Source organism: Streptomyces kurssanovii, from assembly GCF_040677245.1.
Classification (GTDB): domain Bacteria; phylum Actinomycetota; class Actinomycetes; order Streptomycetales; family Streptomycetaceae; genus Streptomyces; species Streptomyces kurssanovii.
This window is the reverse complement of sequence record NZ_JBFAQK010000064.1, coordinates 13,732-38,530: the sequence shown is the minus strand read 5'-3', so window position 1 is coordinate 38,530 and position 24,799 is coordinate 13,732. Positions and strand designations below refer to the sequence as shown.

Sequence of the window (24,799 nt, the reverse complement as noted above, 5' to 3'; positions counted from 1 at the left end):
GCCACGGAGCCGCCGCACGAGACGAAGCAACCCGACGCCACGGAGCCGCCGCACGAGACGAAGCAACCCGACGCCACGGAGCCGCCGCACGTGACGAAGCAGCCCGACGCTAGGGAGCCGTCGCGCGCCACGGCGCGGCCGGACGCAGGATGCCCAGCAGCATCCGGACCAGCTCGTCGACGAGGTCGTCGAGCGTCGCGTCCACCCACCCGACCGTCCAGTCGTGCAGCAGCCCGTTGACGCTTCCGATGAACGCGGCGGCCGCGACCCGGTAGTCACGCGGATCCGCCTCGCCTCGTTCGACGGCCGTCGCGGCCTGCGCGCAGATGAAGTCCACCCAGCGGGCCCGGCGCGCCAGCCGCTGCCGCTCCATCTGCGGGCTGACCCCGACGATCTCGAGGAACGTGATCCGGATACGCCGGGGATCGCCCGTCACGTTCGCCGCGTACGCGCGGAAGACGGCCGTCGCCCGTTCAGCCAGCGGCAGTTCGGCGGCTTCCGCGAGCGCGGCGAGCGCCGCCTCCTCCGCCCAGTCGTTGACCTGGAGGTGCAGGGCCGCGAGCACGTCCTCGAGGCCGCGGAACTCCTCGTAGAACTGGCGGGTGGACAGGCCCGCCGCGTCGCTCAGCGCCGCGACGGTCGTGGCACGGTAGCCGGGCGTGTCGCCGAACAGCCGGAGGCCCGCGTCGAGGAACCGGCTGCGCCGCTCCGCCCGGCGTTCCTCGGCCGACCTGCCTCCGTAACGGCCGGTGGGCTGTCTGACCCTGCCCGCCACTGGCGCCTCCCTCGTCGTCGCGGACTCATTTTCACGTGTCCGAAGTCTTGTGAAGCCTGCCACCGCTCGTTACTTTCCAGTAGCTCAATCTGAACGGATGCGTTTTCAGACTGCGCCCGCGCCATGGGGCCGCCCTTCATGGAAGGAACGACGATGTCTCTGTCCAGCACCAGGCGGGCCGTGGGTGCGGCCGTCGCCGCCCTGGCCCTGGCCGCCACCGGTTCGGTGACCGCGAACGCGGCGCCGGCGGCGGACACTTCGGGAGCGGCGGGCGTCTCCGGCCCGGCGGGCGAGCGGGCCGCGGGACTGCGGGAGGTGATGTTCGTCGGCAACAACTGGGACGGCACCGCCGATGTCATCGAGGCCCGGGGCGACTTCGCGAAGATCGGCCGCGTCGACGTCGTCCCGGACAAGGAGGAGCGGCTGAGGGAGATCTACCTCAACCCGCTCAAGCTGGCCTTCTTCCTCGGCATCCGCCAGGGCCCCGGCGAGGGTCACGACCAGTTCGTCGACGACATGTACTCGACCCCGGACGGGTCCGCCATGGTCGTCTCCCGCCCCAGCTTCGCCGACGTCGTCTCGATCGACCTCGCCACCGGAAAGATCAACTGGCGCTTCCCCGTCTCCGGCTTCCGCTCCGACCACATGGCCGTCTCCCCCGACGGCACGCGCGTCGCCGTCTCCGCCTCGACGTCCAACACCGTGCACGTCCTCGACATCAGGACCGGCGAGCAGACCGGGTCGTTCAAGACCGGCGACAAGCCGCACGAGAACGTCTTCACCGACGGCGGCAGGTACCTCTGGAACATGTCCATCGGCGAGGTCAACACCGCGCTCGACGCCCCCTGGCTCGACTGGACGAAGGGCGACCGGCGCATCACCGTCGTCGACACGCGGACCTATCAGCAGGTGAAGGTCATCGACATGCGGGAGCGGCTCGACGCCTTCGGCCGCGAGGACCTCTCCGACTCCGTCCGGCCCGTCGCGCTGACCCCCGACGAGTCCAAGCTCTACTTCCAGGTGTCGTTCTTCAACGGCTTCGTGGAGTACGACGTGGCCACGGACAGGGTCACCAGGGTCAAGACCCTGCCGAAGAACCCGGCGACCAGCGAGGACCGCACGACCTGGGTCAACGACTCCCGCCACCACGGCATGTCCATGAGCCCGAGGGGCGACAAGCTGTGCGTCGCGGGCACGATGGACGACTACGCCACCGTCGTCGACCGGGCGACCCTCCAGGAGAGCCCGCCCGTGCCCGCCTCCAAGCCCTACTGGGCGACCGTCAGCGGCGACGGCAGGTCCTGCGTCATCTCCGAGAGCGGCTCCGACTCCGTCACCGCGATCGACTTCGCCACCGGGAAGAAGGTCGCCTCCGTCGCGGTCGGGGACCATCCGCAGCGGGTGCGCATCGCCCAGGTGCCGGCCGGCTGGACATCTCCCGCCGCGCGCTGAACCGGCCCCGCGCGAACGGAATCCGGCGCGAACAGATCAGGGCGGAGCCAATCCGCGCGGAGCCAATCCGCGCGGACGGAATCAGCGCGGACAGGAACACCGCGAACAGGACTCGCGCCACGGGCGGCCGCGAGGGCCGTCGCCTCAGGACCGTTTGGGCACCGGAACACGCCACAGGTCCCTGGCGACGGTCACCTCGCCGTCGAAGCCGGCCGCCCTGGCCTGCCGCTCGAACTCGGCGGCGGCGTCGGTGTAGCGCTGCGAGAAGTGCGTCAGCACGAGGTGGCGGACGCCTCCCCGGTGCGCGACCAGGCCCGCCTGACCGGCGGTCAGGTGGCCGTGCTCCTCGGCCAGCCGGCCGTCCTCGTCGAGGAACGTCGATTCGATGACGAGCATGTCGCAGCCCTCTGCGAGCACATGCACGCCGTCGCAGAGCCGGGTGTCCATCACGAAGGCGAACCGCTGGCCCCGGCGCACCTCGCTCACGTCGTCGAGCGTCACGCCGCCGAGCTCGCCCTCCCGCTGGAGCCGGCCCACGTCCGGGCCCTTGATGCCGTGCGCGGCCAGCTTCTCGGGCAGCATCCGGCGGCCGTCCGGCTCGACGAGCCGGTAGCCGTACGACTCGACGGGGTGCGAGAGCCGGTGCGCGTGGAGCGTGTACCCGCCGGTCCGCGCGACGACGCCGTCCGCGGCGACCGGGACCTCCTTCAGTTTCACCGTCTCGCGGTACGCCGTCGCGTACCGCAGCCGGTCGAAGAACCGCTGCCCGCTCGCCGGGTAGTGCGCCGACACCGGGTGCGGCACCTGGTCGAGATTGATCCGCTGGATCACTCCGGCGACACCGAGGGAGTGGTCACCGTGGAAGTGCGTGACACAGATCCGGTTGATGTCGTGCGCGGACACCCCGGCACGCAGCATCTGCCGCTGGGTGCCCTCGCCGGGATCGAAGAGGAGCCCCTCGCCGTCCCAGCGCAGGAGGTAGCCGTTGTGGTTGCGGTGCCGGGTCGGGACCTGGCTGGCGGTGCCCAGCACCACGAGTTCGCGTACGGACACTGCGCGGTCCTCGTCTAGCCGGGGGGCCACTCGAGGCCGCGGCCTCCGAGGACGTGCGCGTGGGCGTGGAAGACGGTCTGCCCGGCGCCGGACCCGGTGTTGAAGACGATCCGGTAGCCGCTCCGGTCCGCCTTCTCGTCGGCGGCGACCTGCCCGGCCTCGTGCAGCACGTCGGCGGCCAGCTGGGGCGCGCCGGCGGCGAGGGATGCGGCGTCCGCGTAGTGCGCCTTGGGGATGACGAGGACGTGCGTGGGGGCCTGGGGGTTTATGTCGCGGAAGGCGAGGGTGGTCTCCGTCTCACGGACGACCGTGGCGGGCACCTCCCCTGAGACGATCTTGCAGAACAGACAGTCCGCCTGCGGTTCTCCGGCCATTCCCCGGTCCTCCCTCGAGCTCGACCACTTCCGTCGGCATGCTATCGGCCCGGCCGCCTCCGGCACCGCCCGGGCGCGGCCCGCCCGTCTCCGCCGCAGGGGGCGGCGGGGCGGGCCGGGGCCCGGCAGCGGCTACGGAAGGGACGGCGGCTGCTTCGCCGGGGTGGAAGCGAGTGCCTCCAGCGCCAGACGCACCGCCTCGTCCAGTTGCGGGTCGCGTCCCGCCGCGTGGTCCTGCGGGGCGGGGACGACCTCGACGTCCGGGTCGACGCCGCGGTTCTCCACGTCCCAGCCGTAACCCTCCAGCCAGAAGGCGTACTTCGGCTGGGTGACCAGCGTGCCGTCCACGAGGGAGTAGCGGCTGTCGATGCCCACGACGCCGCCCCAGGTGCGGGTGCCGACCACGGGGCCGATGCCCAGCGCCTTGATCGCGGCGTTGACGATGTCGCCGTCGGAGCCGGAGAACTCGTTGGCCACGGCGACGACCGGTCCCCGGGGCGCGTCCAGCGGATAGCTGGACGGCTGCATGCCGCGCGGCAGGTCCCAGCCCACGATGCGGCGGGCCAGCTTCTCGACGACGAGCTGTGAGGTGTGGCCTCCGCGGTTCTCCCGTACGTCCACGACCAGGCCGTCCTTCGCCACCTCGACCCGCAGGTCGCGGTGGATCTGCGCCCAGCCGGGGGCCTGCATGTCGGGTACGTGCAGATAGCCCAGGCGCCCGCCGGACTTCTCGTGCACATAGGCACGCCGGTCGGCGACCCACGCGTGGTAACGCAGGGGTTCCTCGTCGGCGAGGGGAACGACGACGGCGTGCCGGGGGTCGCCGCCGCCCGCCGGTGAGACGGTCAGTTCGACCGCCTTGCCGGCCGCGCCGACGAGCAGCGGCCCGGGGCCCCTGACCGGGTCGACGGGCCTGCCGTCCACGGCGAGCAGCGTGTCACCGGCGCGCAGGGCGACACCGGGCGCGGCCAGCGGCGAGTGCGCGTGAGGGTCGGACGACTCGGACGGCAGGATGCGGTCGATGCGCCAACCACCGTCCTCGGTGCGGGAGATGTCCGCGCCGAGCAGTCCCTGCCGGGTGGACGCGTCGCCGTGGTCGCCGTGCGGAATGACGTACGCGTGCGACGTTCCGAGCTCGCCCTGCACTTCCCACAGCAGGTCGACGAGGTCGTCGTGGGTCGCGACGCGGTCGAGGACGGGCCGGTAGCGTTCGAGGACGCCCGCCCAGTCGACACCGCCGAGGTCGGGCCGCCAGAAGTGGTCCCGCATGAGCCGCCCGGCCTCGTCGTACATCTGCCGCCATTCGGCGGCCGGTTCGACGGTGCGGCGCACTCTGGACAGGTCGACGGTGATGCTCGCGGCGCTGTCGTTGTCACCGTCGTCGTGCGAGGCCTCGCGGTCGCTGGGAACGACCTTGAGCTTGTCGCCGGTGTAGAGCAGCACCCGCTTGCCGTCGCCGCTGACGCGGAAGTAGGAGGCGTCGGAGGCGAGTTCCTCGACCCGCTGCTGCCCGAGGTCGTACCGCTCCAGGGTGGTCCGCGGCCCCGGGTCGTCGGGGGTGGCGCGGTTGGCGCCGAGGACGCCGCGCAGCGGGTGGCGCAGCCACAGCAGGCCGTCCTTGGCCGCGCGCAGGGTGGAGTAGCTGGCGGCCTCGACCGGGAACGGCACGATGCGGTCGGCGAGCCCGTCGAGGTCGATACGGGTGACCGGCGCCGAGCCGTCGTCCGTCTCCGACGAGCCGTCCTTGTCCGCCTCGAACGGCCGGCCGTGCCGCTGCGGGCCGAAGGGCGAGGGCGTGGTCGCCGCCAGCGTGATCAGGTGCGGCCGGCACCCGCCGACGAAGGCGAGGTCGAAGACGTGCGCGTCGTAGACGGGGTCGAAGGCACGTTCCGAGAGGAACGCGAGGTGTTTGCCGTCGAGGGTGAAGGCGGGCTGGAAGTCGGCGAACCGCAGCGGCGTCGCCTCGGAGACGGTCAGATCACCGGTGTTGGCGAGTTTGATCTGCCGCAGCGGGCTGGGGCCGGGGTGGGACCACGCCAGCCATGCCGAGTCGGGCGAGAAGACGAGGCCGTCGGCGTCGCCGTGCTCGCTGCGGTCCACTTCGCGGACCTCCCCCGTCTCGCGCTCCACGAGGAGCACCCGGCCGTCGTGCGAGGCGACGGCGGCACGGCTGCCGTCGGGGGCGACGGCGAGGGCCAGTACCCGGCCGAGCCGGCCCGCGGCGAGCCGGCGCGGAGTGGCGCCGGCGGCGGTACCGGTGGCGGGCGCGAACTCGAGCGCGTCGTCGCCCTCCGCGTCGGTCACCCACACGACGTACTGCTCGCCGTCGACGCCGAACGTACGCGGCAGCCTGGCCCGTACGCCCGGTTCGGCGGCGAGCGAACGCGCGGGCCCTTCGCGGTGGGTGACCCAGTGGATGCCGCCGCGGATCTCCACGGCGCTGCCGCGGCCGGTGTGGTCCGGGTCCGCCGCGCCGAGGTGGTGGCCGGCGTCGATCGGCCGTGGCTGGAGGTCGGTGCGCTGGCCGCCGAGCCGGATGTCCAGGCGGCGCGGCTGCTCGCCGTCCAGGCCGTCGAGCAGCCACAGTTCACCGGCGCGGGCGTAGGCGACACGGGTGCCGTCGGTCGCCGCGTGGCGGGCGTAGAAGCCGTCGAGGCCGGTGTGGCGGCGCAGGTCCGAGCCGTCGGGCAGGGAGGAGTAGAGGGCGCCGACGCCCTCGTGGTCGGAGAGGAACGCGACCCGTTCGCCGACCCACAGGGGGTACTCGACGTTCCCGTCGATGTCCTCGTGGAGGCGTACGAACTCCCCCTCGGTCTCCCCCTCGATCCACAACTTGCCCGCCGTGCCGCCGCGGTAGCGCTTCCAGGCCGCGGCCTCACGCCCCATGGTGGCCGACAGCAACAGGGTGCGCGGGCCGTACGCGACGCCGCCGACGGGCCCGTACGGGAGGACTTCGGAGGGGCCGCCGTCGAGCGGCACCGCGTGCGCCCAGGTGCGGCGCAGCGACGCCTGCCCGTGCGTGGTGAGCGCCAGGACCCGGCCGTCGGGGGTCCAGCCCCGTACGGAGGTGCGGTGGCTGCCCCAGTGGGTGAGCCGGTCGGACGGGCCGCCGTCGACAGCCGCCAGGTGGACCTCCGGCGTGCCGTCGCGGTACGAGGACCAGGCGATACGGGTGCCGTCGGGCGAGATCCTGGGGTGGTTCACGGGCATGTTGTCGGCGCTCACGCGCCACGCCCGGCCGCCGTCGAGCGGCGCGACCCAGACGTCGTCCTCGGCGGTGAAGGCGATCAACTCGCCGTGCAGATGCGGATACCGGAGGTAGGCAGGGTGCGTCACACCGTCACCCTAGGCAGGTGGCAGCCTCAAGGGTGCGGTTTTGGATCACTTGCCCGGAAGAGCTGTCACCGTTTCGGTGACGGTGACCGTGACGGTCGGGTACGGCGCCCCGGGAGCGGGAGGCTCGCCGGCCGGCGCACTGCTCGGTGCGGCGCTGCAGTCGCCGAGCATGGTCGCCTGGAAGACGATCTTCTTCTCGATCCTGGCGGTCAGATCGCCTCGGACGCACTTCCCGCCGCGTTCCTCCGTCACCTTGCCGGTGACGGTGATGTCCTGACCGGATCCGGTCTCACCCTGGCAGTCCACGGAGGCACGGCCCGGACCGGAACCGGGCGAGGCGGTGGAACCCGGCGAGGCGGTGGCAGGGGTGTCGGCCTTCGCCGTACAGCTCAGCCAGGCGACCTCGAACTCGAGCCGTTCGAGCGTGCTGGTCGCGGTCAGGTCGGTGGTGACGGCCACGGCACCGGTGTTCAGCCCTCCTGCGGTGGGCTCGCAGGCCACGAGGGCGGGAACTACCGCTGCTGCGACGGCGATCGCGGCCAACGCGCGCCGTGCTCCGGTCGGGGCGGGCATGACGCCAGAGTGCCAGCACCGCCCCGCCGGTAAAAGAGTGGTTGCGGCCATGGTGCGGCCCGTACGGTCGGGCCATGGCCAGGAAGCTTCGGCGCGCCCGCCGCCTCGTCGTGGACGCGGGCAACGTGTACATGTGGTCGGTGCGGCACCGGCACACACGGGACGGTTCCGGCACCCATGACTGCCGTACGACGCTGTCGCTGTGGCGCGAGGGAACGCAGCAGCGCCTGGCGGTCGTCTTCCGGGAAGGTCCTGGCCGGGCCGTCTCCGGGGGGTATCTCACGTCGGGGGCCGTGGTCTCGGGCGGGACCTGGCTGAATCTCCATGAGCCGGGCGTGGCACGGCGGTTCCTCGACGCGGCCACCGCCCGCGGGCTGCTGCCGGACACGCCGAGGACGGTCGAGACCGACGGGTGGCCGCTGCTCGAGGCGGTGGCCGGCGACGTACCGGCGGGCCCGGCGGGCTGAGCGTCGGGACCGCCTCTTCCGGGCGGCGGAGCCGAAGGGCCCCCGCTCAGGACCAGCGGCCGGTGCGCCCCAGCAGGAGCGCCGTCGCCGCCGTGCCGGCCGTGGACGTACGCAGCACGCTGCGTCCCAGCCGGTACGGCCCGGCGCCCGCCTCCGCGAACAGGGCGAGCTCCTGCGGGGACACGCCCCCCTCGGGGCCGACCACGAGCACGATCGAGCCCTCCGCGGGGAGTTCGGCCGTGGCGAGCGGCACGGCGCCCTCCTCGTGGAGCACCGCGGCGAAGTCCGCGTCCGCCAGAAGTGCCGCGACCTGCTTGGTCGTTGCCGGCTCCGCGACCTCCGGGAAGCGGAGTCTGCGCGACTGCTTGCCCGCCTCACGGGCCGTCGCCCGCCACTTGGCGAGCGACTTCGCGCCGCGCTCGCCCTTCCACTGGGTGATGCAGCGCGCCGCCGACCACGGCACGACCGCGTCCACACCGGTCTCGGTCATGGTCTCCACGGCGAGTTCGCCGCGGTCGCCCTTGGGCAGCGCCTGCACGACGGTGATACGGGGCGACGGTTGCGGCTCCTCGGGGCACTCGCGCACCTCGACCGTCAGACGGTCCTTGCCCTCGGTGGAGACGACGGTGCCCGACGCTCCGCGGCCGCCGCCGTCCGTGAGGACGATGTCCTCGCCCGGCTGGAGCCGGCGCACGGAGACGGCGTGCCGCCCCTCAGGCCCGTCCAGGACCACGGCCGCGCCGGGCGCGACGCCTGCGAGCGATGCGACGAGGAAGACGGGAGCGGTCATCACACACCACCGCCGAGCGACAGCGCGGCCCGTGCGGAGTCCGCCTCCGCGGCGAGCACCCCCACCAGCTGGGCGGCGGGCATCTCACGCGCCAGCCGGTGCCCCTGGCCCGCCCAGAGCGACATGCCCTGCGCGTCGCCCGCCTTCGCGGCGGCCTTGCGCAGCCCGCTCGTCAGATGGTGCACCTCGGGGTACGCGGCCGGCGCGTACGGCCCGTGCTCCCGCATGAACCTGTTCACCAGGCCCCGCGCGGGCCGCCCGGAGAAGGCCCGGGTCAGGTCGGTGCGCACGAACAGCGGGTTGGTCATGGCCTGTTTGTGCACCGGGTGCGCCCCCGACTCGGGGCACACCAGGAAGGCGGTACCGAGCTGCGCGGCGCTCGCCCCGGCCGCCAGGACCGCGGCGATCTGATTGCCGCGCATCAGTCCGCCGGCGGCGATGACAGGCATCTGTACGGTCTCCTTCACCAGTGCGAGAAGCGCGAGCAGTCCGTAACCGGACCCGTCGGTCGCGGGGTCGTCCCGATGCGTGCCCTGATGGCCGCCGGCCTCGACGCCCTGCACGCACACCGCGTCGGCACCGGCCCACTGGGCCGCCTGTGCCTCCTCCGGCGTGGTGACGGTCACGATCGTGAAGGTGCCCGCCTTGCCGAACGACTCGAAGACGCTGCGCGAGGGACAGCCGAAGGTGAACGAGACGACCGGGACGGGGTCGTCGAGCAGGATCGCGAGCTTGGCGTCGTAGCCGTCGTCCCGGTCCCGGTCCGGATCACCGAGCGGCGTCTCGTACCAGGCGGCCTCACCGGCGAGCTGGTCGCGGTAGACACCGACGGCGGCGGGGTCGGCGTTGCCGGGCTGCGGCATGAACAGGTTGACGCCGAAGGGCCGCGCGGTCAGCCCGCGGACCTGTTTGACCTCTTCGTACATCCCGTCCGCCGTCTTGTACCCGGCGGCCAGGAAGCCCAGCCCACCGGTCTCCGACACGGCGGCGGCCAGCTGCGGACAGGAAGCGCCGCCGGCCATGGGTGCCTGCACGATCGGATGACGGCAGAGGCCGGCCAGCACGGATGACGACATGCACGCATCGTGCCACGTCCCCGCGACGGGGCCGAATCCCCCATTCCGCCTGAGCCGTCACCGGGCGGGCCGACGTCGTCGGCCCCCCGGCGATCACCGGCTAACGCCCGTTGAACGCGTCCTTCAGCCGCGAGAACAGCCCCTGCTGGCCCGGCTGGAACTGGCCCAGCGGCCGCTCCTCGCCCCGCAGCTTCGCCAGGTCCCTCAGCAGTCGCTCCTGCTCCACGTCCAGCTTGGTCGGCGTCGTCACCTCGACGTGCACGATCAGGTCGCCCCGGCCGCCGCCGCGCAGGTGCGTGATGCCGCGGCCGTGCAGCGGGATCGACTGGCCGGACTGCGTGCCCGGGCGGATGTCGACCTCCTCCACGCCGTCGAGCGTCTCGAGCGGGCACTTCGTGCCCAGCGCCGCCGCGGTCATGGGGATCGTCACCGTGCAGTGCAGGTCGTCGCCGCGCCGCTGGAAGACGGGGTGGGCGACCTCGTGGATCTCGACGTACAGGTCACCGGCGGGGCCGCCGCCGGGGCCGACCTCGCCCTCGCCCGCGAGCTGGATCCGGGTGCCGTTGTCGACACCGGCCGGGATCTTCACGGTCAGCGTCCGCCGCGACCGGATGCGGCCGTCGCCGGCGCACTCGGGGCACGGGGTCGGCACGACGGTGCCGAAGCCCTGGCACTGCGGGCAGGGCCGCGACGTCATGACCTGGCCCAGGAAGGACCGCGTCACCTGCGAGACCTCGCCGCGTCCGCGGCACATGTCGCAGGTCTGCGCCGATGTGCCGGGCGCCGCGCCTTCGCCGGAGCACGTCGTGCAGACGACGGCCGTGTCGACCTGGATGTCCTTCGTGGTGCCGAAGGCCGCTTCGCTGAGCTCGATCTCCAGCCGGATCATCGCGTCCTGGCCGCGGCGCGTACGCGAGCGCGGCCCGCGCTGCGACGCCGTGCCGAAGAACGCGTCCATGATGTCGGAGAAGTTGCCGAAGCCGCCCGCGCCGAAGCCTCCGGCGCCGCCGCCCCCCGCCTGCGAGAGCGGATCGCCGCCGAGGTCGTAGACCTGCTTCTTCTGCGGGTCCGAGAGCACCTCGTACGCGGCGTTGATCTCCTTGAAGCGCTCCTGCGTCTTCGGGTCCGGATTCACGTCCGGGTGGAGTTCGCGCGCGAGGCGGCGGAAGGCCTTCTTGATCTCGTCCTGCGATGCGTCGCGGCGTACGCCGAGTACGGCGTAGTAGTCCGTGGCCACTTACGACTCCGCCAGGATCTGTCCGACGTAACGTGCCACTGCGCGTACCGCTCCCATCGTTCCGGGGTAGTCCATGCGGGTCGGTCCGACCACGCCGAGTTTCGCTACTGCCTCGTCGCCCGAACCGTAGCCGACCGAGACCACGGACGTGGAGTTGAGGCCTTCATGGGCGTTCTCGTGACCGATACGTACGGTCATGCCCATACCGCCCGACTCATTCGCCTCGCCGAGCAGCTTCAGGAGCACCACATGCTCCTCGAGCGCCTCCAGCACCGGCCGGATGGTCAGCGGGAAGTCGTGTCCGAAGCGGGTCAGATTGGCGGTGCCGCCGATCACGAGCCGCTCCTCGGTCTCCTCGACCAGGGTCTCGAGCAGGGTGGAGAGCACCGTGGAGACGGTGCCGCGGTCCTCGTGCTCGAAGGATTCGGGAAGGTCCTGCACCAGCTGCGGCACGTCCGCGAAGCGGCGTCCCACGACCCGGCTGTTGAGCCGGGCCCGCAGGTCCGCGAGCGAGGTGTCGCCGAACGGGGCGGGGCAGTCGATCATGCGCTGCTCGACCCGGCCCGTGTCCGTGATCAGCACGAGCATCAGGCGGGCGGGCGCGAGGGAGAGGAGCTCCACGTGCCGGACCGTGGACCGGGTCAGCGACGGGTACTGGACGACGGCGACCTGCCGGGTGAGCTGCGCCAGCAGCCGCACCGTACGTCCCACGACGTCGTCGAGGTCGACCGCCCCGTCCAGGAAGTTCTGGATGGCGCGGCGCTCCGGCGACGACAGCGGCTTGACGCCGGCCAGCCGGTCGACGAACAGCCGGTACCCCTTGTCCGTGGGGATCCGCCCGGCGCTCGTGTGAGGCTGGGCGATGAAGCCCTCCTCCTCCAGCACGGCCATGTCGTTGCGGACGGTGGCCGGGGAGACGCCGAGGTTGTGACGCTCGGTGAGGGCCTTGGACCCGACAGGTTCCTCGGTGCCGACGTAGTCCTGGACGATGGCGCGCAGCACCTCGAGCCTGCGTTCGCTGAGCATTCGCGCACCTCCAGCTGTGGTTCCTCTGTGTGTCCTGGCACTCGGTGCGCCCGAGTGCCAGCATTCCCCCGGCCAGTGTACGGCTGCCGGGTACGCGGGTAGCAAGGGTGGCCGACCGTGCGGTCGGACACGCGCTCGTGCGGCCCGCGCAGGTCGATGCGGATGTGATGCGGATAGCGTCGCCGTATGGACGTCAGTTGGGAAGACTTCGGCTGGGAACGGCTGGCCGAGGGGGTCGGCCGCCGCCGCCTCCCGGGATGGGACGCGACCGTCGGCCTGGTCGCCGGCGAGGACGCGGTGCTCATGTACGACACGGGCTCCACGCTCCGTGAGGGGGCCGAGCTGCGGGCCCAGGCGCAGGCGCTGCTGGGCGGGCGCCGAGTGACGCACATCGCACTCAGCCATCCCCACTTCGACCATGTGCTGGGCACGGCGGCCTTCGCGGGGGCGGAAGTGTACGGGGCTGTGGGCATGGACACGCTGCTGCGCCGGGAGCGGGACGCGCTCCGCGCGTCCGCGATCCGGCACGGGGTCGCTGCCGAGGAGGCGGCGGAGGCCGCGGACATGGTGGTGGCGCCGCAGCACGCGGTGTGCGGGGAGTGGACGCTCGACCTGGGCGGCCGTCAGGTGCTGCTGGCCAATGTGGGCCCCGGCCACTCCGGCCACGACCTGGCGCTGCTGGTGCCCGCCGAACGGGAGGTGGTGTTCTGCGGGGACCTGGTGGAGGAGTCCGGGGAGCCGCAGGCCGGCAGCGACGCCGTCGGGCCCCGGTGGCCCGCGGCCCTGGACAGGCTGCTGGCCCTCGGCGGCGAGGACGCCCTGTACGTCCCCGGGCACGGCGCGGTGGTGGACGCGGCGTTCGTACGGGCCCAGCGCGGCGAACTGGCGGCGCGTTTCGGCGTGTCGTAGCGGCGTGCGGCCGTATCGTCGTGCGAATGCGCAGCTACAGCCCTGATCTCACGCCGCCGTGGAAGCGGTCGAAGCCCGTGCCGGAGGTCCCGGCCGACCCTGAGCTGGTGGTCGAGGAGGTGTCGACCGGTTTCTGCGGCGCGGTGATCCGCTGCGAGGCGGGGACGGTCACCCTGGAGGACCGCTTCGGCAAGCACCGGGTGTTCCCGCTCGAGCCGCGGGGCTTCCTGCTGGAGGGCAAGGTCGTCACGCTGGTCCGTCCGGCCCCAGCGGCCCCGTCCCGTCCGTCCCGTACGGCCTCCGGCTCTCTCGCCGTTCCCGGCGCCCGGGCGCGGGTCGCGCGTGCGGGCCGCATCTACGTGGAGGGCCGCCACGACGCCGAGCTCGTGGAGCGGGTGTGGGGCGACGACCTGCGGATCGAGGGCGTGGTGGTCGAGTACCTGGAGGGCGTCGACGACCTGCCGTCGATCGTCGCGGACTTCTCCCCCGGCCCCGACGCCCGCCTCGGCGTCCTGGTGGACCACTTGGTCGAGGGCTCCAAGGAGTCGCGTATCGCGGCCTCGGTCACGGACCCGCACGTGCTGGTGGTGGGCCACCCGTACATCGACGTGTGGGAGGCGGTGAAGCCCTCTTCTGTGGGCATCCCGGCGTGGCCCACGGTGCCGCGCGGACAGGACTGGAAGACGGGCGTGTGCCGCGCCCTCGGCTGGCCGGAGAACACGGGCGCGGCCTGGCAGCACATCCTGTCGAAGGTGACGAGCTACAAGGACCTGGAGCCTGCGCTGCTGGGGCGGGTCGAGGAGCTGATCGACTTCGTCACGGTGTCCGACTAGCGGGGACGCCCGGGCAAGGTCCCGGATTCACCCCGGCGAGTGATCAGTCCACCAGGTCCCGCACCACCGCGTCCGCCAGCAGCCGTCCCCGCAGGGTCAGCACCGCGCGACCGGCCTCGTACGGGCCGGGCTCCAGCAGCCCGTCCGCCAGGGAACGGGCGGCCGCCGCGAGGCCCGCCTCACGCAGGAGGTCCAGCGGTACGCCCTCACGCAGCCGCAGCTCCAGCAGGATGCGCTCCACGCGGCGGTCCTCCTCGGGAAGGAGCTCGCGGCCCGCGCCGGGCGAGCGGCCCTCCGCCAGGGCGGCCGCGTACGCGCCCGGGTGCTTCACGTTCCACCAGCGCACGCCGCCGACGTGGCTGTGCGCCCCTGGGCCGGCGCCCCACCAGTCGGCGCCGCGCCAGTACAGCTCGTTGTGCAGACAACGGCCTTCCGGCGAGGTGGCCCAGTTGGACACCTCGTACCAGTCGTAGCCGGCCGCGCCGAGCACCTCGTCGGCGATCAGATAGCGGTCGGCGTGGACGTCGTCGTCGGTCATGGGCACCTCGCCGCGGCGGATGCGGCGAGCGAGCTGTGTGCCCTCCTCCACGATCAGCGCGTACGCCGACACATGGTCCGGTCCCGCGCCCACGGCGGACTCCAGCGAGGCCCGCCAGTCGTCGTCGCTCTCGCCCGGGGTGCCGTAGATCAGGTCGAGGTTCACATGGTCGAAGCCCGCGGCGCGGGCCTCCGCCACGCACGCCTCCGGCCGGCCGGGGGTGTGGGTGCGGTCGAGCACCTTCAGCACGTGCTGCCGTGCGCTCTGCATACCGAAGGAGACGCGGTTGAAGCCGCCCTCCCGCAGGGCCGCCAGGTAGGCGGGGTCGACGGATTCCGGGTTCGCCTCCGTCGTGATCTCCGCGTCGTCGGCGAGGCCGAACTCCTGACGCACCACGTCCAGCATCCGTACGAGATCACCGGCGGCCAGCAGGGTCGGAGTGCCCCCGCCGACGAACACCGTCCGCACCGGCCGCGGGTCGTCGCCGAGGACCTTGCGGGCGAGGCGGACCTCGTCCGCCAGGGTCTCCGCGTAGTTGTCGCGGGAGGCGAGCACTCCCCCGGAGCCGCGCAGCTCGGTGGCCGTGTAGGTGTTGAAGTCGCAGTAGCCGCAGCGTGTCGCGCAGTACGGCACGTGCAGGTAGAAGGCCAGCGGCCGGGCTTCGGCGCCGTGGAGGGCGGACGCGGGCAGCGCGCCGTCCTCGGGCATGGGCTCGCCGTCAGGCAGTACGGAAGGCATGCCCCCCATTGTCCGTCACCCGGCGGGTCGCCCCGCCTGGAGCACCAGCAGCGCCAGATCGTCCCCGGGCGGCGTGGGCGCGAACGCGTGCACCGCGGCCCTGATCCGCTCGGCGACGCCCTGCGCCGTGAGCCCGGCGCATCCGGACAGGACGGCCGCGAGACCGTCCTCGTCGTCGAACATCCGCGACCCCGACCGCCGCTCGGTCACCCCGTCGGTGACGCACAGCAGCGTGTCGCCGGGCTCCAGGTCGAAGGTGTGGCTCTGGTACGTGACGTCGTCGACGACCCCGAGCAGCACCTGCGGCTCGGCCAGGGCGCGCACGGCGCCGTCGGGCCGGAGCAGCAGGGGCAGCGGGTGCCCGGCGCTGGCCAGGGTGCAGCGTGCGCCGCCGTCTCCGGACGGTGACGGCACGACCTGTCCGTACAGCAGTGACAGGAAGCGCGCGTGCTGCCCGTCCGGGAGGCCCGGCCCGTGCCCGCCGGTGACGATCAGTGCAGCCGCCTCCGCCGCCTCCATCGCGTCGTCGAGCAGGAGGCCGTTGAGCCGGTCGAGGACCTGGCCGACCTCGTAGCCCTCGCGGGCCAGCAGCCGCAGCCAGGGCCTGGCGAGCCCGGTGACGACGGCGGCCTCCGGCCCGCTGCCCTGGACGTCGCCGAGCATGAAGCACCAGCGGCCGCCGGACCCGGCGGGGAAGACGTCGTAGAAGTCGCCGCCGGCGACACCGTCGTCACTGGGCTCGTAGACCAGGAACGTGTCGACGCCCGGGATCTGGCCCACCCTGCTCGGCAGCAGGCCGCGCTGGAGGACCCTGCTGATGGTGGCCTGCCGGGTGTACCGGCGGGCGGCGCTGACGGCCAGGGCGACCCGCCGGGCGAAGTCCTCGATGAGGGCGGCCACTTCGGCGGGGACGCCCCCCGGGCCGTTCTGTGCGACGAGCAGCACGCCGAGACGGTGGCCGCCGACGCCGAGGCGGTAGGCCAGGGCGGTGGCCGGCTCCTCGTCGGCGGGCAGGGGCCCGGCCGGCTCCTGGGCGCCGGTGACGGCGGGCGGCCCGGCCACGCCCGGGTAGGGAGTGGCGGCGCCGGGCGCGGGCGGGTGCGGCACTCCGGCCGTTCCCCACCTCCGGGAGGCGTCCTGCGCCGCCGGGCCCCCGTGCGGGGACGCGGGGTGCTCCCCACGGGTCCCGTCCGGCCATGCCACCGGCACCGGTCCGCCGTCCGAAGCGAGTGGGAGCAGGGGCGGTTCCTCGCCCAGGGCCTCCCGCAGCGGCCCGACACGTGCCTCGTCGCTGTGCCACACCCCGACGAGCCTCGCCCCCGCCCCTCTTTCCCCGGTCCCGCGTCCGTGGCCCTTCGTCCCGCCGTCCAGCCAGATCGCGCACCGGTCGGCGAGCCGCGGCACCAGCAGCTGGCCGGCCAGCGCGGCGACCATGTCCTCGTCCAGTTGTCCGGCGAGCAGGTCGGACGCCTCGGCGAGGAACGCGGGCGCCCCGCGGCTCACCCACTCCAGGTCGTCCCGTCCGCGCCCCGGCGCGAACGTCTCCGTCCGGTCCGGGACCCGTCGCGCCGACGGTGCCGGGTACGCGGCGGCGGGCGGTCGGATGTCACGGCCGTCGAGCGGCAGGCGTGCCCAGACCGTCTTCAGCGCGGCGTGGAAGGTGATGCCCCAGCGCTCCGCGAGGGAGGCGACGAGCTGGAGGCCGCGGCCGTAGTCCGCGGTGCCGGACTCGTCGGCGTTGTGCGGCCCGCCGGTGACGGCGCTGGCGGGGTGGTGGTCGGAGACCTCGACCACCAGCGCGGCCGGTTCCTCGTGCGTGGACTCCTCGAAGCGGCAGAGCAGTTCCGCCGCGGTGCCGGCGTGCACGACGGCGTTGGTGACGAGCTCGCTGACGACGACGGCCGCGTCGTCGGCGAGCCGGTCGGCGCAGGAGCCGCCGGACAGCAGACCGAGACCCGTCCACCCGTCGACGGCGTCGCGCACGAAACGGCGTGCGGCCGCCGGGGCCAGGAGGTTGCCGGGCAGGCTGGTGTGCGCGACCAGCCTGGGGTCGGACCGTGCCGGCCACACGGGAGTCGAGGAGTTGCCGGTCTCGCGCTGCATCGGAATGGACCCCACCTGCGGCTCCTGGTCGGTGCTGGCGTGCGCCGCTTATGACACCGACAGAGTGACAGACCGAGGGGGCTCATAAGCACGGAGTCACCGAACTAGGGGGAAGAAAACCGGCAGGAAGGCGTAAAGAGCACACACGCATGCGGCGGAACGGCCGTCGGTCCGACGCCGTTCCGCCGCTGTTCGTGCGCGGTCACGCCTCGCGGGAACCGGCGTACATGTCCTCGATCAGGTCCTTGTACTCGCGCTCCACGACCGGGCGCTTCAGCTTGAGGCTGGGCGTCAGTTCGCCGTGCTCGATGTCCAGGTCACGCGGGAGCAGCCGGAACTTCTTGATGGTCTGCCAGCGCTGGAGCCCCTCGTTGAGGCGCTTCACATAGCCCTCGATGAGCTGCTCGGCCTGCGGGGAGGCGACGACCTCCGCGTAGCTCTTGCCGCCCAGGCCGTTCTCCTCGGCCCAGCCGAGGATCGTCGGCTCGTCCAGGGCGATCAGCGCGGTGCAGAAGTTACGGTCCGCGCCGTGCACCAGGATGTTGGAGACGAACGGGCACACCGCCTTGAACTGGCCCTCGACCTCCGCGGGCGCGATGTACTTGCCGCCGGACGTCTTGATCAGGTCCTTCTTGCGGTCCGTGATCCTCAGGTACCCGTCGGCGGACAGTTCGCCGATGTCGCCGGTGTGGAACCAGCCGTCGGACTCGAGGACCTCGGCGGTCTTCTCGGGCAGGTTGTGGTAGCCCTCCATGATCCCCGGGCCGCGGAGCAGGATCTCGCCGTCGTCGGCGATGCGCACCTCGCAGCCGGGCAGCGGCTTGCCGACCGTGCCGGTGCGGTAGGCCTCGCCCGGGTTGACGAAGGAGGCGGCGCTCGACTCCGTCAGGCCGTAGCCCTCGAGGATGTGGATGCCGGCGCCGGCGAAGAAGTAGCCGATGTCGGGGGCGAGCGCGGCGGAACCCGACACGGCGGCGCGCAGCCGTCCGCCGAACGCCTCGCGCAGCTTGGAGTAGACGAGCGCGTCGGCGACCTTGTGCTTGGCGTTCAGACCGAAGGGGGCGGACGCGTTCCCGGTGCGGCGGAAGTTGTCCTGCGTGACCTTCGCGTACTCGCGGGCGACTCCCGCGGCCCACTGGAAGATCTTGTACTTGGCGCCGCCGCCGGCGCGCGCCTTGGCCGCGACCCCGTTGTAGACCTTCTCGAAGATGCGGGGAACGGCCGCCATGTACGTCGGCTGGACGACCGGCAGGTTCTCGATGATCTTGTCGACGCGGCCGTCGACCGCCGTGACATGGCCGACCTCGATCTGTCCCGACGTCAGCACCTTGCCGAAGACGTGGGCGAGCGGCAGCCAGAGGTACTGCACGTCGTCCTTGGTGACCAGGCCGGTCGCGGCGATGGCCTTCGCCATGTAGGACCAGTTGTCGTGCGGCAGGCGCACGCCCTTGGGGCGGCCCGTGGTGCCCGAGGTGTAGATGAGCGTCGCCAGCTGGTCGGCGGTGATCGCCGCGACCCGCTCCTTGACCGCCTCCGGGTTCTTGGCGAGGTACTTCGCGCCGCGCGCCTCGAGGTCGGCGAGGGTGAGGACCCAGCCCTCCGGCTCGGAACCGTCCGGCTCGACGCCGGCCGGGTCGATGACCACGACGTGCTTCAGCTCGGGCAGCTCGGTGCGCTTCTCCCGCGCCTTGGCCAGCTGGGCGGCGTCCTCGGCGATCAGCACCCGGCTCGAGGAGTCGGCGAGGATGTACGCCGACTCCTCCGCGTTGGTGGACGGGTAGATCGTCGTGGTGGCGCCGCCCGCGCACATCACGCCGAGGTCGGCGAGGATCCACTCGACCCGGGTGGAGGAGGCGAGCGCGACCCGCTCCTCGGCGTTCACGCCCAGGTCGATCAGTCCGGCCGCGACGGCGTAGACCCGCTCGGCGGCCTCGCCCCAGCTCAGGGACTTCCAGTCGTCGGGGCCCGAGCCCGCGGCGGGGGGCACCGGGTACCGGTAGGCCTCGCCGTCCGGCGTGGCTGCCACGCGCTCGGTGAAGAGGGTCGCCACCGAAGGCGGCCGGTTCTCGATCAGGGTCTGGGTTTCGCTCACGACGTCCTCCGGGCCTGCGGCAACACTGCACGACTGGCTGGTTGTTTAACTGGCGAGTAACCATCGAGCCGTGCTCAGGGTAAAGCCCGTGGGACCGGCGCGTAAGTGCCTGCGGGCCGCCGCTTCATAACGAACCGAACGCGGATCCACCAGTTGGAGCAGTGGATCGATGCAACAAGCACATACCCGTCGGTACGGTTCCGCAAGGCCGAAAAACGCCCGTCCCGGCACGGGACGGGCGCTTTCGCGGACCCAGGGCGACGCGGTGACTACTTCTTCTTGCCACCCTCGTCGCTGGACAGCACCGCGATGAAGGCCTCCTGCGGGACCTCCACGGAACCGACCATCTTCATCCGCTTCTTGCCTTCCTTCTGCTTCTCGAGCAGCTTCCGCTTACGGGAGATGTCACCGCCGTAGCACTTGGCGAGGACGTCCTTGCGGATGGCGCGGATGGTTTCACGGGCGATGACACGGGAACCGATGGCCGCCTGGATCGGCACCTCGAACGCCTGCCTGGGGATCAGCTCGCGCAGCTTGGCGACGAGCCGCACGCCGTACGCGTAGGCCGCGTCCTTGTGGGTGATCGCCGAGAAGGCGTCCACCTTGTCGCCGTGCAGCAGGATGTCGACCTTGACCAGGCTGGAGGCCTGCTCGCCGGTGGGCTCGTAGTCCAGGGAGGCGTAACCGCGGGTCTTGGACTTCAGCTGGTCGAAGAAGTCGAAGACGATCTCCGCGAGCGGCAGGGTGTAGCGGATCTCGACCCGGTCCTCGGAGAGGTAGTCCATGCCGAGCAGGGTGCCGCGCCGGGTCTGGCACAGCTCCATGATCGAACCGATGAACTCGCTGGGCGCGAGGATCGTGGCCCGCACGACCGGCTCGTGGACGTCGGCGATCTTCCCCTCGGGGAACTCGCTCGGGTTGGTGACCGTGTGCTCGGTGCCGTCCTCCATCGTCACGCGGTAGACCACGTTCGGTGCGGTGGCGATCAGGTCCAGGCCGAACTCGCGCTCCAGCCGCTCCCGGATCACGTCCAGGTGCAACAGGCCGAGGAAGCCCACACGGAAACCGAAGCCCAGCGCGGCCGACGTCTCCGGCTCGTACACCAGCGCGGCGTCGTTGAGCTGGAGCTTGTCGAGGGCGTCACGCAGCTCGGGATAGTCGGAGCCGTCCAGCGGATACAGGCCGGAGAACACCATCGGCTTCGGGTCCTTGTAGCCGCCGAGGGCCTCCGTGGCTCCCTTGTGCAGGGTGGTGATCGTGTCACCGACCTTGGACTGGCGGACGTCCTTCACACCGGTGATGAGGTAACCCACCTCACCGACACCGAGGCCGTCGGCCGGCAGCATCTCCGGCGAGTTGGTGCCGATCTCCAGCAGCTCGTGCGTGGCGCCGGTCGACATCATCCGGATCCGCTCACGCTTGTTGAGCTGGCCGTCGATGACACGGACGTACGTGACGACACCGCGGTACGAGTCGTAGACCGAGTCGAAGATCATCGCGCGGGCGGGGGCGTCGGCGACACCGACCGGGGCCGGCACCTCCCGGACCACCCGGTCGAGCAGCGCCTCGACGCCGAGACCGGTCTTGGCGGAGACCCGGAGCACATCGGTCGGGTCGCAGCCGACCAGGTTCGCCAGCTCCTCGGCGAACTTCTCCGGCTGGGCGGCCGGCAGGTCGATCTTGTTGAGCACCGGGACGATCGCGAGGTCGTTCTCCATCGCCAGGTACAGGTTGGCGAGGGTCTGCGCCTCGATGCCCTGGGCCGCGTCGACCAGCAGGACCGTGCCCTCACAGGCGGCCAGGGACCGGGACACCTCGTACGTGAAGTCGACGTGACCCGGGGTGTCGATCATGTTGAGGATGTGGGTCTTCCCCTGCCCCTCTCCCTCGGTGGGGGCCCAGGGCAGACGGACCGCCTGGGACTTGATCGTGATGCCGCGCTCGCGCTCGATGTCCATCCGGTCGAGGTACTGGGCGCGCATCTGCCGCTGCTCGACCACACCCGTCAGCTGGAGCATCCGGTCGGCAAGGGTCGACTTGCCGTGGTCGATGTGCGCGATGATGCAGAAGTTGCGGATCAGAGCCGGGTCGGTACGGCTCGGCTCGGGCACGTGGATAGGAGTCGCGGGCACGCAGGGTCCTGATTCTTTGGCAGACGCCGGGTCGGTGAGCTCGGCTCGGGCTCGGCTCGGCTCTTTGTCGGATCGATACGTAGGCTCCATGGTCCCACGGGTCGGCGACTGTGCCGGGTTTGGGCCGCCCGTGGGGCGACTGGTAGCCTGAGCAGCTGTGTCTCGTTTCCTCTCCGGAGGCGCCTCCCGTACCCGCGGGGTTACGGGGGAGGGACGCAACCTCAGAGATCATCGAACCTGAAAAGGCTCTTTCGTGGCGAACATCAAGTCCCAGATCAAGCGGAACAAGACGAACGAGAAGGCGCGCCTGCGCAACAAGGCCGTCAAGTCCTCGCTCAAGACCGCGATCCGCAAGGCCCGTGAGGCTGTCGCCACCGGCGACGTCGAGTCGGCGACCGTGGCGGCCCGTGCGGCCTCCCGTCAGCTCGACAAGGCCGTCTCGAAGGGCGTCATCCACAAGAACGCCGCCGCCAACAAGAAGTCGGCGCTGGCTGCCAAGGTTGGCTCCCTCCAGGGCTGAGCTACTGACTGATCGCCGGCAGGGACCAAGCGGGCCCTCTCATCCGCTCCCGGTCGGCACCCCCGCGCCGCACGCGGCCTGCGTTCGCCACGCGGGTGCGGCGCACCGAGCTTCACACGAAGGCCCCGGGCCACTGTCCTTCCCCAGGACGGCGGACCGGGGCCTTCGCCATGGCCTGATCCGGTGCGGTCCCGGGCCTGGTCCCTGTGATCCGGGTCTGGTTCCTGTGATCCGGGCCTGCAGCGGGCTGGGCCGGGCCTGAAGCGGGTCCGGGCCTGCGACCAAGCAGTCAGTGGGCGGGCCTGGCTCACCGGACGGGTGCCGTGTCGCAGGGGCGGATGCCTCGCCCCAGGGAGCAGGTGCGTGCCTGTCCCAAGGCGACTCCACCCGCGGGGTGGTCCTGGCCAGGGGCGGCGGGTGCCTGGCCCAAGAGGCGGGTGCCGGTCCGGGGGGCGGCTCGCGCGAAGGCCGGTACCTGCCCCCACGGGCGGGTACCGACACGGCGGGCGTCCCGCCAGGACGGCGGGGCCGGCTCAGCGGCGCGAGCGTGCCGCCGTCGCGATCGCCACGACCGCCTTCTCCAGCGCGTACTCCGCGTCGTCGCCGCCGCCCTTGACCCCCGCGTCCGCCTCGGCCACCGCGCGGAGGGCCATGGCCACGCCGTCGGGGGTCCAGCCGCGCATCTGCTGGCGGACACGGTCGATCTTCCACGGCGGCATGCCCAGCTCACGCGCCAGGTCGGCCGGCCGGCCGCCGCGCGCGGAGGACAGTTTGCCGATCGCCCGGACGCCCTGCGCGAGCGCGCTAGTGATCAGCACGGGCGCGACGCCCGTCGACAGTGACCAGCGCAGAGCCTCCAGCGCCTCCGCCGCCCGGCCTTCCACGGCCCGGTCGGCGACGTTGAAGCTCGACGCCTCCGCGCGGCCCGTGTAGTAGCGGCCCACGACAGCCTCGTCGACGGTGCCCTCGACGTCCGCCGTCAGCTGCGACACCGCGGAGGCAAGCTCCCGCAGATCGCTCCCGATGGCGTCGACGAGGGCCTGGCACGCCTCCGGGGTGGCGGACCTGCCCAGCGCACGGAACTCCGACCGCACGAAACCCAGACGCTCCGCGGGCTTGGTCGTCTTGGGACAGGCGACCTCCCGCGCCCCGGCCTTGCGCGCCGCGTCCAGCAGGCCCTTGCCCTTTGCTCCACCGGGGTGCAGCAGCACCAGGGTGATCTCCTCGGCCGGAGCACCGAGATAGGCCTTGACGTCCTTCACCGTGTCGGCCGAGAGATCCTGCGCATTGCGCACGATCACGACCTTGCGCTCGGCGAAGAGCGACGGGCTGGTCAACTCGGCGAGCGTGCCCGGCAGGAGCTGATCGGCGGTGAGGTCCCGTACGTCCGTGTCGGCGTCGGCGGCCCGTGCTGCCGCCACCACCTGCTGAACGGCACGGTCGAGAAGCAGATCCTCCTGGCCCACGGCGAGAGTCACGGGGGCGAGCGGATCGTCGGTCGAGTTCTTGGTGGCCATCGCGCTCCAGCATCCCACGCCCCGCCGACAGTCCCGGGCGAACGGTCAGTGCGCCTCGCGCCACCCGTCCCAGGCCGCCACGAACGCGTCGAGCGCGGCGGCGTCCATCGCGCCCTCCGGGTCCTCGACGACGACCAGCCACTGGGCGTCCTCCGCGTCGTCCTCGCCCGCCAGCGCGTCCCGCACGAGCTGGGGCTCCTCCGTCACCGGGAAGCTCTCACCGATCGTCTCCGCCACCTCCTCCGCGGCGTCACGGTCGGGCAGCACCAGCACATGTCTCACGTCGCTCACCGGCACATTGTGCCGGGGCGCGCGGCCAAGCCGTCACCGTGCCCCGCGACCGGACCGGCGGCCGGTCCGGCGGCGGTCTCAGGACGCCGTGGGCCGGCGGCCGATCTCAGGACGCCGCGGGCCGGACCTCCGGCACCCGGTCGAGCTCCAGGCCGAAGTGCTCGCGGTATGCGGCGAGTACCTCGTCGTCGCTGTCCAGCAGCCGCTCGTGCCGCTCACCGGCCACGGTCGTGACGAGCTTGCGGCCGGTCAGCGTGATCCGGCCGTCCTCCGTGAGCCGGGAGCACACCAGCGACCTGGTGAAGTGGGAGAGGGGCGAGGTGCGGTGCCACCAGGCGCCCGCCTCGAAGTCCGGCAGCTCACGCGGCCTGGTGTCGAGACGGAACTGCCGCCTGCCGTCCCGGATCACGTCGAGGTCCCCCTCGGCTGCCTCCGCGATACGGAAGGTGCCCGCGGGGTCCTTCTGCCCATCCCGCTCCGCGAGGAGCAGAGGGTGATGGCTGTGGTCGCCGAAGCCGACGTCGGCGAGCCAGGGTCCGCTGCCGTCGGACGTCTCCACCCTGAGCGCCATGTGGTCGTAGGGGATGCCGAGGCGCCCGCCGTCGCCGAAGACCCTGGCCTGGAGCAGGGTCACACCGAAGCCGAGGCCGCGCAGCAGCACGGCGAACGCGCCGTTGAGTTCGTAGCAGAAGCCGCCGCGGCGGGCCCCGACGACCTTGTCGAGGAGCGGCCCGTCCTCCAGGACGAGGGGCTCACCGAGATGGATCGACAGGTTCTCGAACGGTACGGAGAGCAGGTGCCGCAGCTGGAGTTCCCGTAGCGCGGCGGCATCGGCCCGGTCCGGACGTGCGCATCCGATGCGAGCGAGGTAGGCGTCGACGCCCCGTGGGTCGATGTCCCGTGACGAGCGGTCGGGCTGGGGCGCGGCGGGCGTGGTCGGCGGGAGCGTGTTCATGAACGCAGTCTG

21 protein-coding genes are annotated in these 24,799 nt (G+C 72.2%); 5 read left to right on the top strand and 16 right to left on the bottom strand.

The window, feature by feature from the left end; translation table 11 throughout:
• Window positions 1-109: 109 nt before the first annotated feature.
• Entirely contained in the window at window positions 110-775 is a 666-nt protein-coding gene (locus AB0K36_RS29820) for a TetR/AcrR family transcriptional regulator (protein WP_364600229.1), read from the bottom strand.
• A 153-nt stretch (window positions 776-928) separates the two neighbouring features.
• Here AB0K36_RS29820 and AB0K36_RS29815 point away from each other — a divergent pair, with 153 nt between their 5' ends.
• Entirely contained in the window at window positions 929-2,227 is a 1,299-nt protein-coding gene (locus tag AB0K36_RS29815) for a YncE family protein (protein WP_364600227.1), read from the top strand.
• A gap of 144 nt (window positions 2,228-2,371) precedes the next feature.
• Here AB0K36_RS29815 and AB0K36_RS29810 read toward each other — a convergent pair whose 3' ends face one another.
• The 4 genes from AB0K36_RS29810 to AB0K36_RS29795 form a co-directional block, all read right to left on the bottom strand.
• Window positions 2,372-3,280 (bottom strand): ribonuclease Z, encoded by a 909-nt coding sequence (locus AB0K36_RS29810; RefSeq protein WP_364600225.1) that lies wholly within the window; start codon window positions 3,278-3,280, stop codon window positions 2,372-2,374.
• A 14-nt stretch (window positions 3,281-3,294) separates the two neighbouring features.
• Window positions 3,295-3,654, bottom strand: coding sequence for a histidine triad nucleotide-binding protein (locus AB0K36_RS29805; protein WP_364600223.1), 360 nt, complete (start codon window positions 3,652-3,654; stop codon window positions 3,295-3,297).
• Between the two features lie 132 nt (window positions 3,655-3,786).
• Window positions 3,787-6,990 (bottom strand): S41 family peptidase, encoded by a 3,204-nt coding sequence (locus tag AB0K36_RS29800; protein ID WP_364600221.1) that lies wholly within the window; start codon window positions 6,988-6,990, stop codon window positions 3,787-3,789.
• Window positions 6,991-7,035: 45 nt separating this feature from the next.
• Entirely contained in the window at window positions 7,036-7,563 is a 528-nt protein-coding gene (locus AB0K36_RS29795; protein WP_364600219.1) for a hypothetical protein, read from the bottom strand.
• Between the two features lie 74 nt (window positions 7,564-7,637).
• Between AB0K36_RS29795 and AB0K36_RS29790 the strand changes: the two genes are divergently transcribed.
• Window positions 7,638-8,030: a hypothetical protein gene (locus tag AB0K36_RS29790; RefSeq protein ID WP_364600217.1), complete on the top strand. Its 393-nt coding sequence runs from the start codon at window positions 7,638-7,640 to the stop codon at window positions 8,028-8,030.
• Between the two features lie 46 nt (window positions 8,031-8,076).
• Here the strand turns inward: AB0K36_RS29790 and AB0K36_RS29785 are convergent, their stop codons facing one another.
• The 4 genes from AB0K36_RS29785 to hrcA all read right to left on the bottom strand — a co-directional run bounded on the left by AB0K36_RS29785 (window position 8,077) and on the right by hrcA (window position 12,159).
• Window positions 8,077-8,820 carry a 16S rRNA (uracil(1498)-N(3))-methyltransferase gene (locus AB0K36_RS29785; RefSeq protein ID WP_364600216.1) on the bottom strand — a complete coding sequence of 248 codons (744 nt, stop codon included), beginning with the start codon at window positions 8,818-8,820 and terminating at the stop codon, window positions 8,077-8,079.
• Window positions 8,820-9,896 (bottom strand): nitronate monooxygenase, encoded by a 1,077-nt coding sequence (locus AB0K36_RS29780; RefSeq protein ID WP_364600214.1) that lies wholly within the window; start codon window positions 9,894-9,896, stop codon window positions 8,820-8,822. Before AB0K36_RS29780 ends, AB0K36_RS29785 begins: the two co-directional genes overlap by 1 nt.
• A gap of 100 nt (window positions 9,897-9,996) precedes the next feature.
• Window positions 9,997-11,133 carry a molecular chaperone DnaJ gene (gene dnaJ / locus AB0K36_RS29775; RefSeq protein ID WP_189467968.1) on the bottom strand — a complete coding sequence of 379 codons (1,137 nt, stop codon included), beginning with the start codon at window positions 11,131-11,133 and terminating at the stop codon, window positions 9,997-9,999.
• Complete coding sequence (hrcA, locus tag AB0K36_RS29770) at window positions 11,134-12,159, bottom strand: heat-inducible transcriptional repressor HrcA (protein ID WP_005317821.1); 1,026 nt, start codon at window positions 12,157-12,159, stop codon at window positions 11,134-11,136.
• A gap of 186 nt (window positions 12,160-12,345) precedes the next feature.
• On the opposite strand from hrcA, the gene AB0K36_RS29765 reads away from it, so the two are divergent.
• Both AB0K36_RS29765 and AB0K36_RS29760 read left to right on the top strand, forming a co-directional pair.
• Window positions 12,346-13,068, top strand: coding sequence for an MBL fold metallo-hydrolase (locus AB0K36_RS29765; RefSeq protein ID WP_364600212.1), 723 nt, complete (start codon window positions 12,346-12,348; stop codon window positions 13,066-13,068).
• Between the two features lie 26 nt (window positions 13,069-13,094).
• Complete coding sequence (locus AB0K36_RS29760; protein ID WP_364600211.1) at window positions 13,095-13,901, top strand: DUF3097 domain-containing protein; 807 nt, start codon at window positions 13,095-13,097, stop codon at window positions 13,899-13,901.
• A gap of 43 nt (window positions 13,902-13,944) precedes the next feature.
• Here AB0K36_RS29760 and hemW read toward each other — a convergent pair whose 3' ends face one another.
• From hemW to lepA, 4 genes are all read right to left on the bottom strand, one after another.
• A complete protein-coding gene (gene hemW / locus AB0K36_RS29755; RefSeq protein WP_364600210.1) occupies window positions 13,945-15,177 on the bottom strand; it encodes a radical SAM family heme chaperone HemW in 1,233 nt (410 codons plus the stop codon).
• A gap of 15 nt (window positions 15,178-15,192) precedes the next feature.
• Window positions 15,193-17,280 carry a SpoIIE family protein phosphatase gene (locus AB0K36_RS29750; RefSeq protein ID WP_364600241.1) on the bottom strand — a complete coding sequence of 696 codons (2,088 nt, stop codon included), beginning with the start codon at window positions 17,278-17,280 and terminating at the stop codon, window positions 15,193-15,195.
• Between the two features lie 202 nt (window positions 17,281-17,482).
• Window positions 17,483-19,372 (bottom strand): AMP-dependent synthetase/ligase, encoded by a 1,890-nt coding sequence (locus AB0K36_RS29745; protein WP_364600208.1) that lies wholly within the window; start codon window positions 19,370-19,372, stop codon window positions 17,483-17,485.
• 269 nt (window positions 19,373-19,641) lie between these two features.
• Complete coding sequence (gene lepA / locus AB0K36_RS29740) at window positions 19,642-21,504, bottom strand: translation elongation factor 4 (RefSeq protein ID WP_159692129.1); 1,863 nt, start codon at window positions 21,502-21,504, stop codon at window positions 19,642-19,644.
• Between the two features lie 253 nt (window positions 21,505-21,757).
• On the opposite strand from lepA, the gene rpsT reads away from it, so the two are divergent.
• Window positions 21,758-22,024 carry a 30S ribosomal protein S20 gene (rpsT, locus tag AB0K36_RS29735; RefSeq protein WP_189467957.1) on the top strand — a complete coding sequence of 89 codons (267 nt, stop codon included), beginning with the start codon at window positions 21,758-21,760 and terminating at the stop codon, window positions 22,022-22,024.
• Between the two features lie 533 nt (window positions 22,025-22,557).
• On the opposite strand, the gene holA is transcribed toward rpsT, so the two are convergent.
• The 3 genes from holA to AB0K36_RS29720 all read right to left on the bottom strand — a co-directional run bounded on the left by holA (window position 22,558) and on the right by AB0K36_RS29720 (window position 24,787).
• On the bottom strand, window positions 22,558-23,541 hold the full coding sequence (gene holA / locus AB0K36_RS29730; RefSeq protein ID WP_364600206.1) for a DNA polymerase III subunit delta: 984 nt from the start codon (window positions 23,539-23,541) through the stop codon (window positions 22,558-22,560).
• 45 nt (window positions 23,542-23,586) lie between these two features.
• Window positions 23,587-23,832, bottom strand: a complete 246-nt coding sequence (locus tag AB0K36_RS29725; RefSeq protein ID WP_189467956.1) for a hypothetical protein — start codon at window positions 23,830-23,832, stop codon at window positions 23,587-23,589.
• A gap of 106 nt (window positions 23,833-23,938) precedes the next feature.
• Window positions 23,939-24,787 (bottom strand): arylamine N-acetyltransferase family protein, encoded by an 849-nt coding sequence (locus AB0K36_RS29720; protein ID WP_364600204.1) that lies wholly within the window; start codon window positions 24,785-24,787, stop codon window positions 23,939-23,941.
• Window positions 24,788-24,799: the final 12 nt, after the last annotated feature.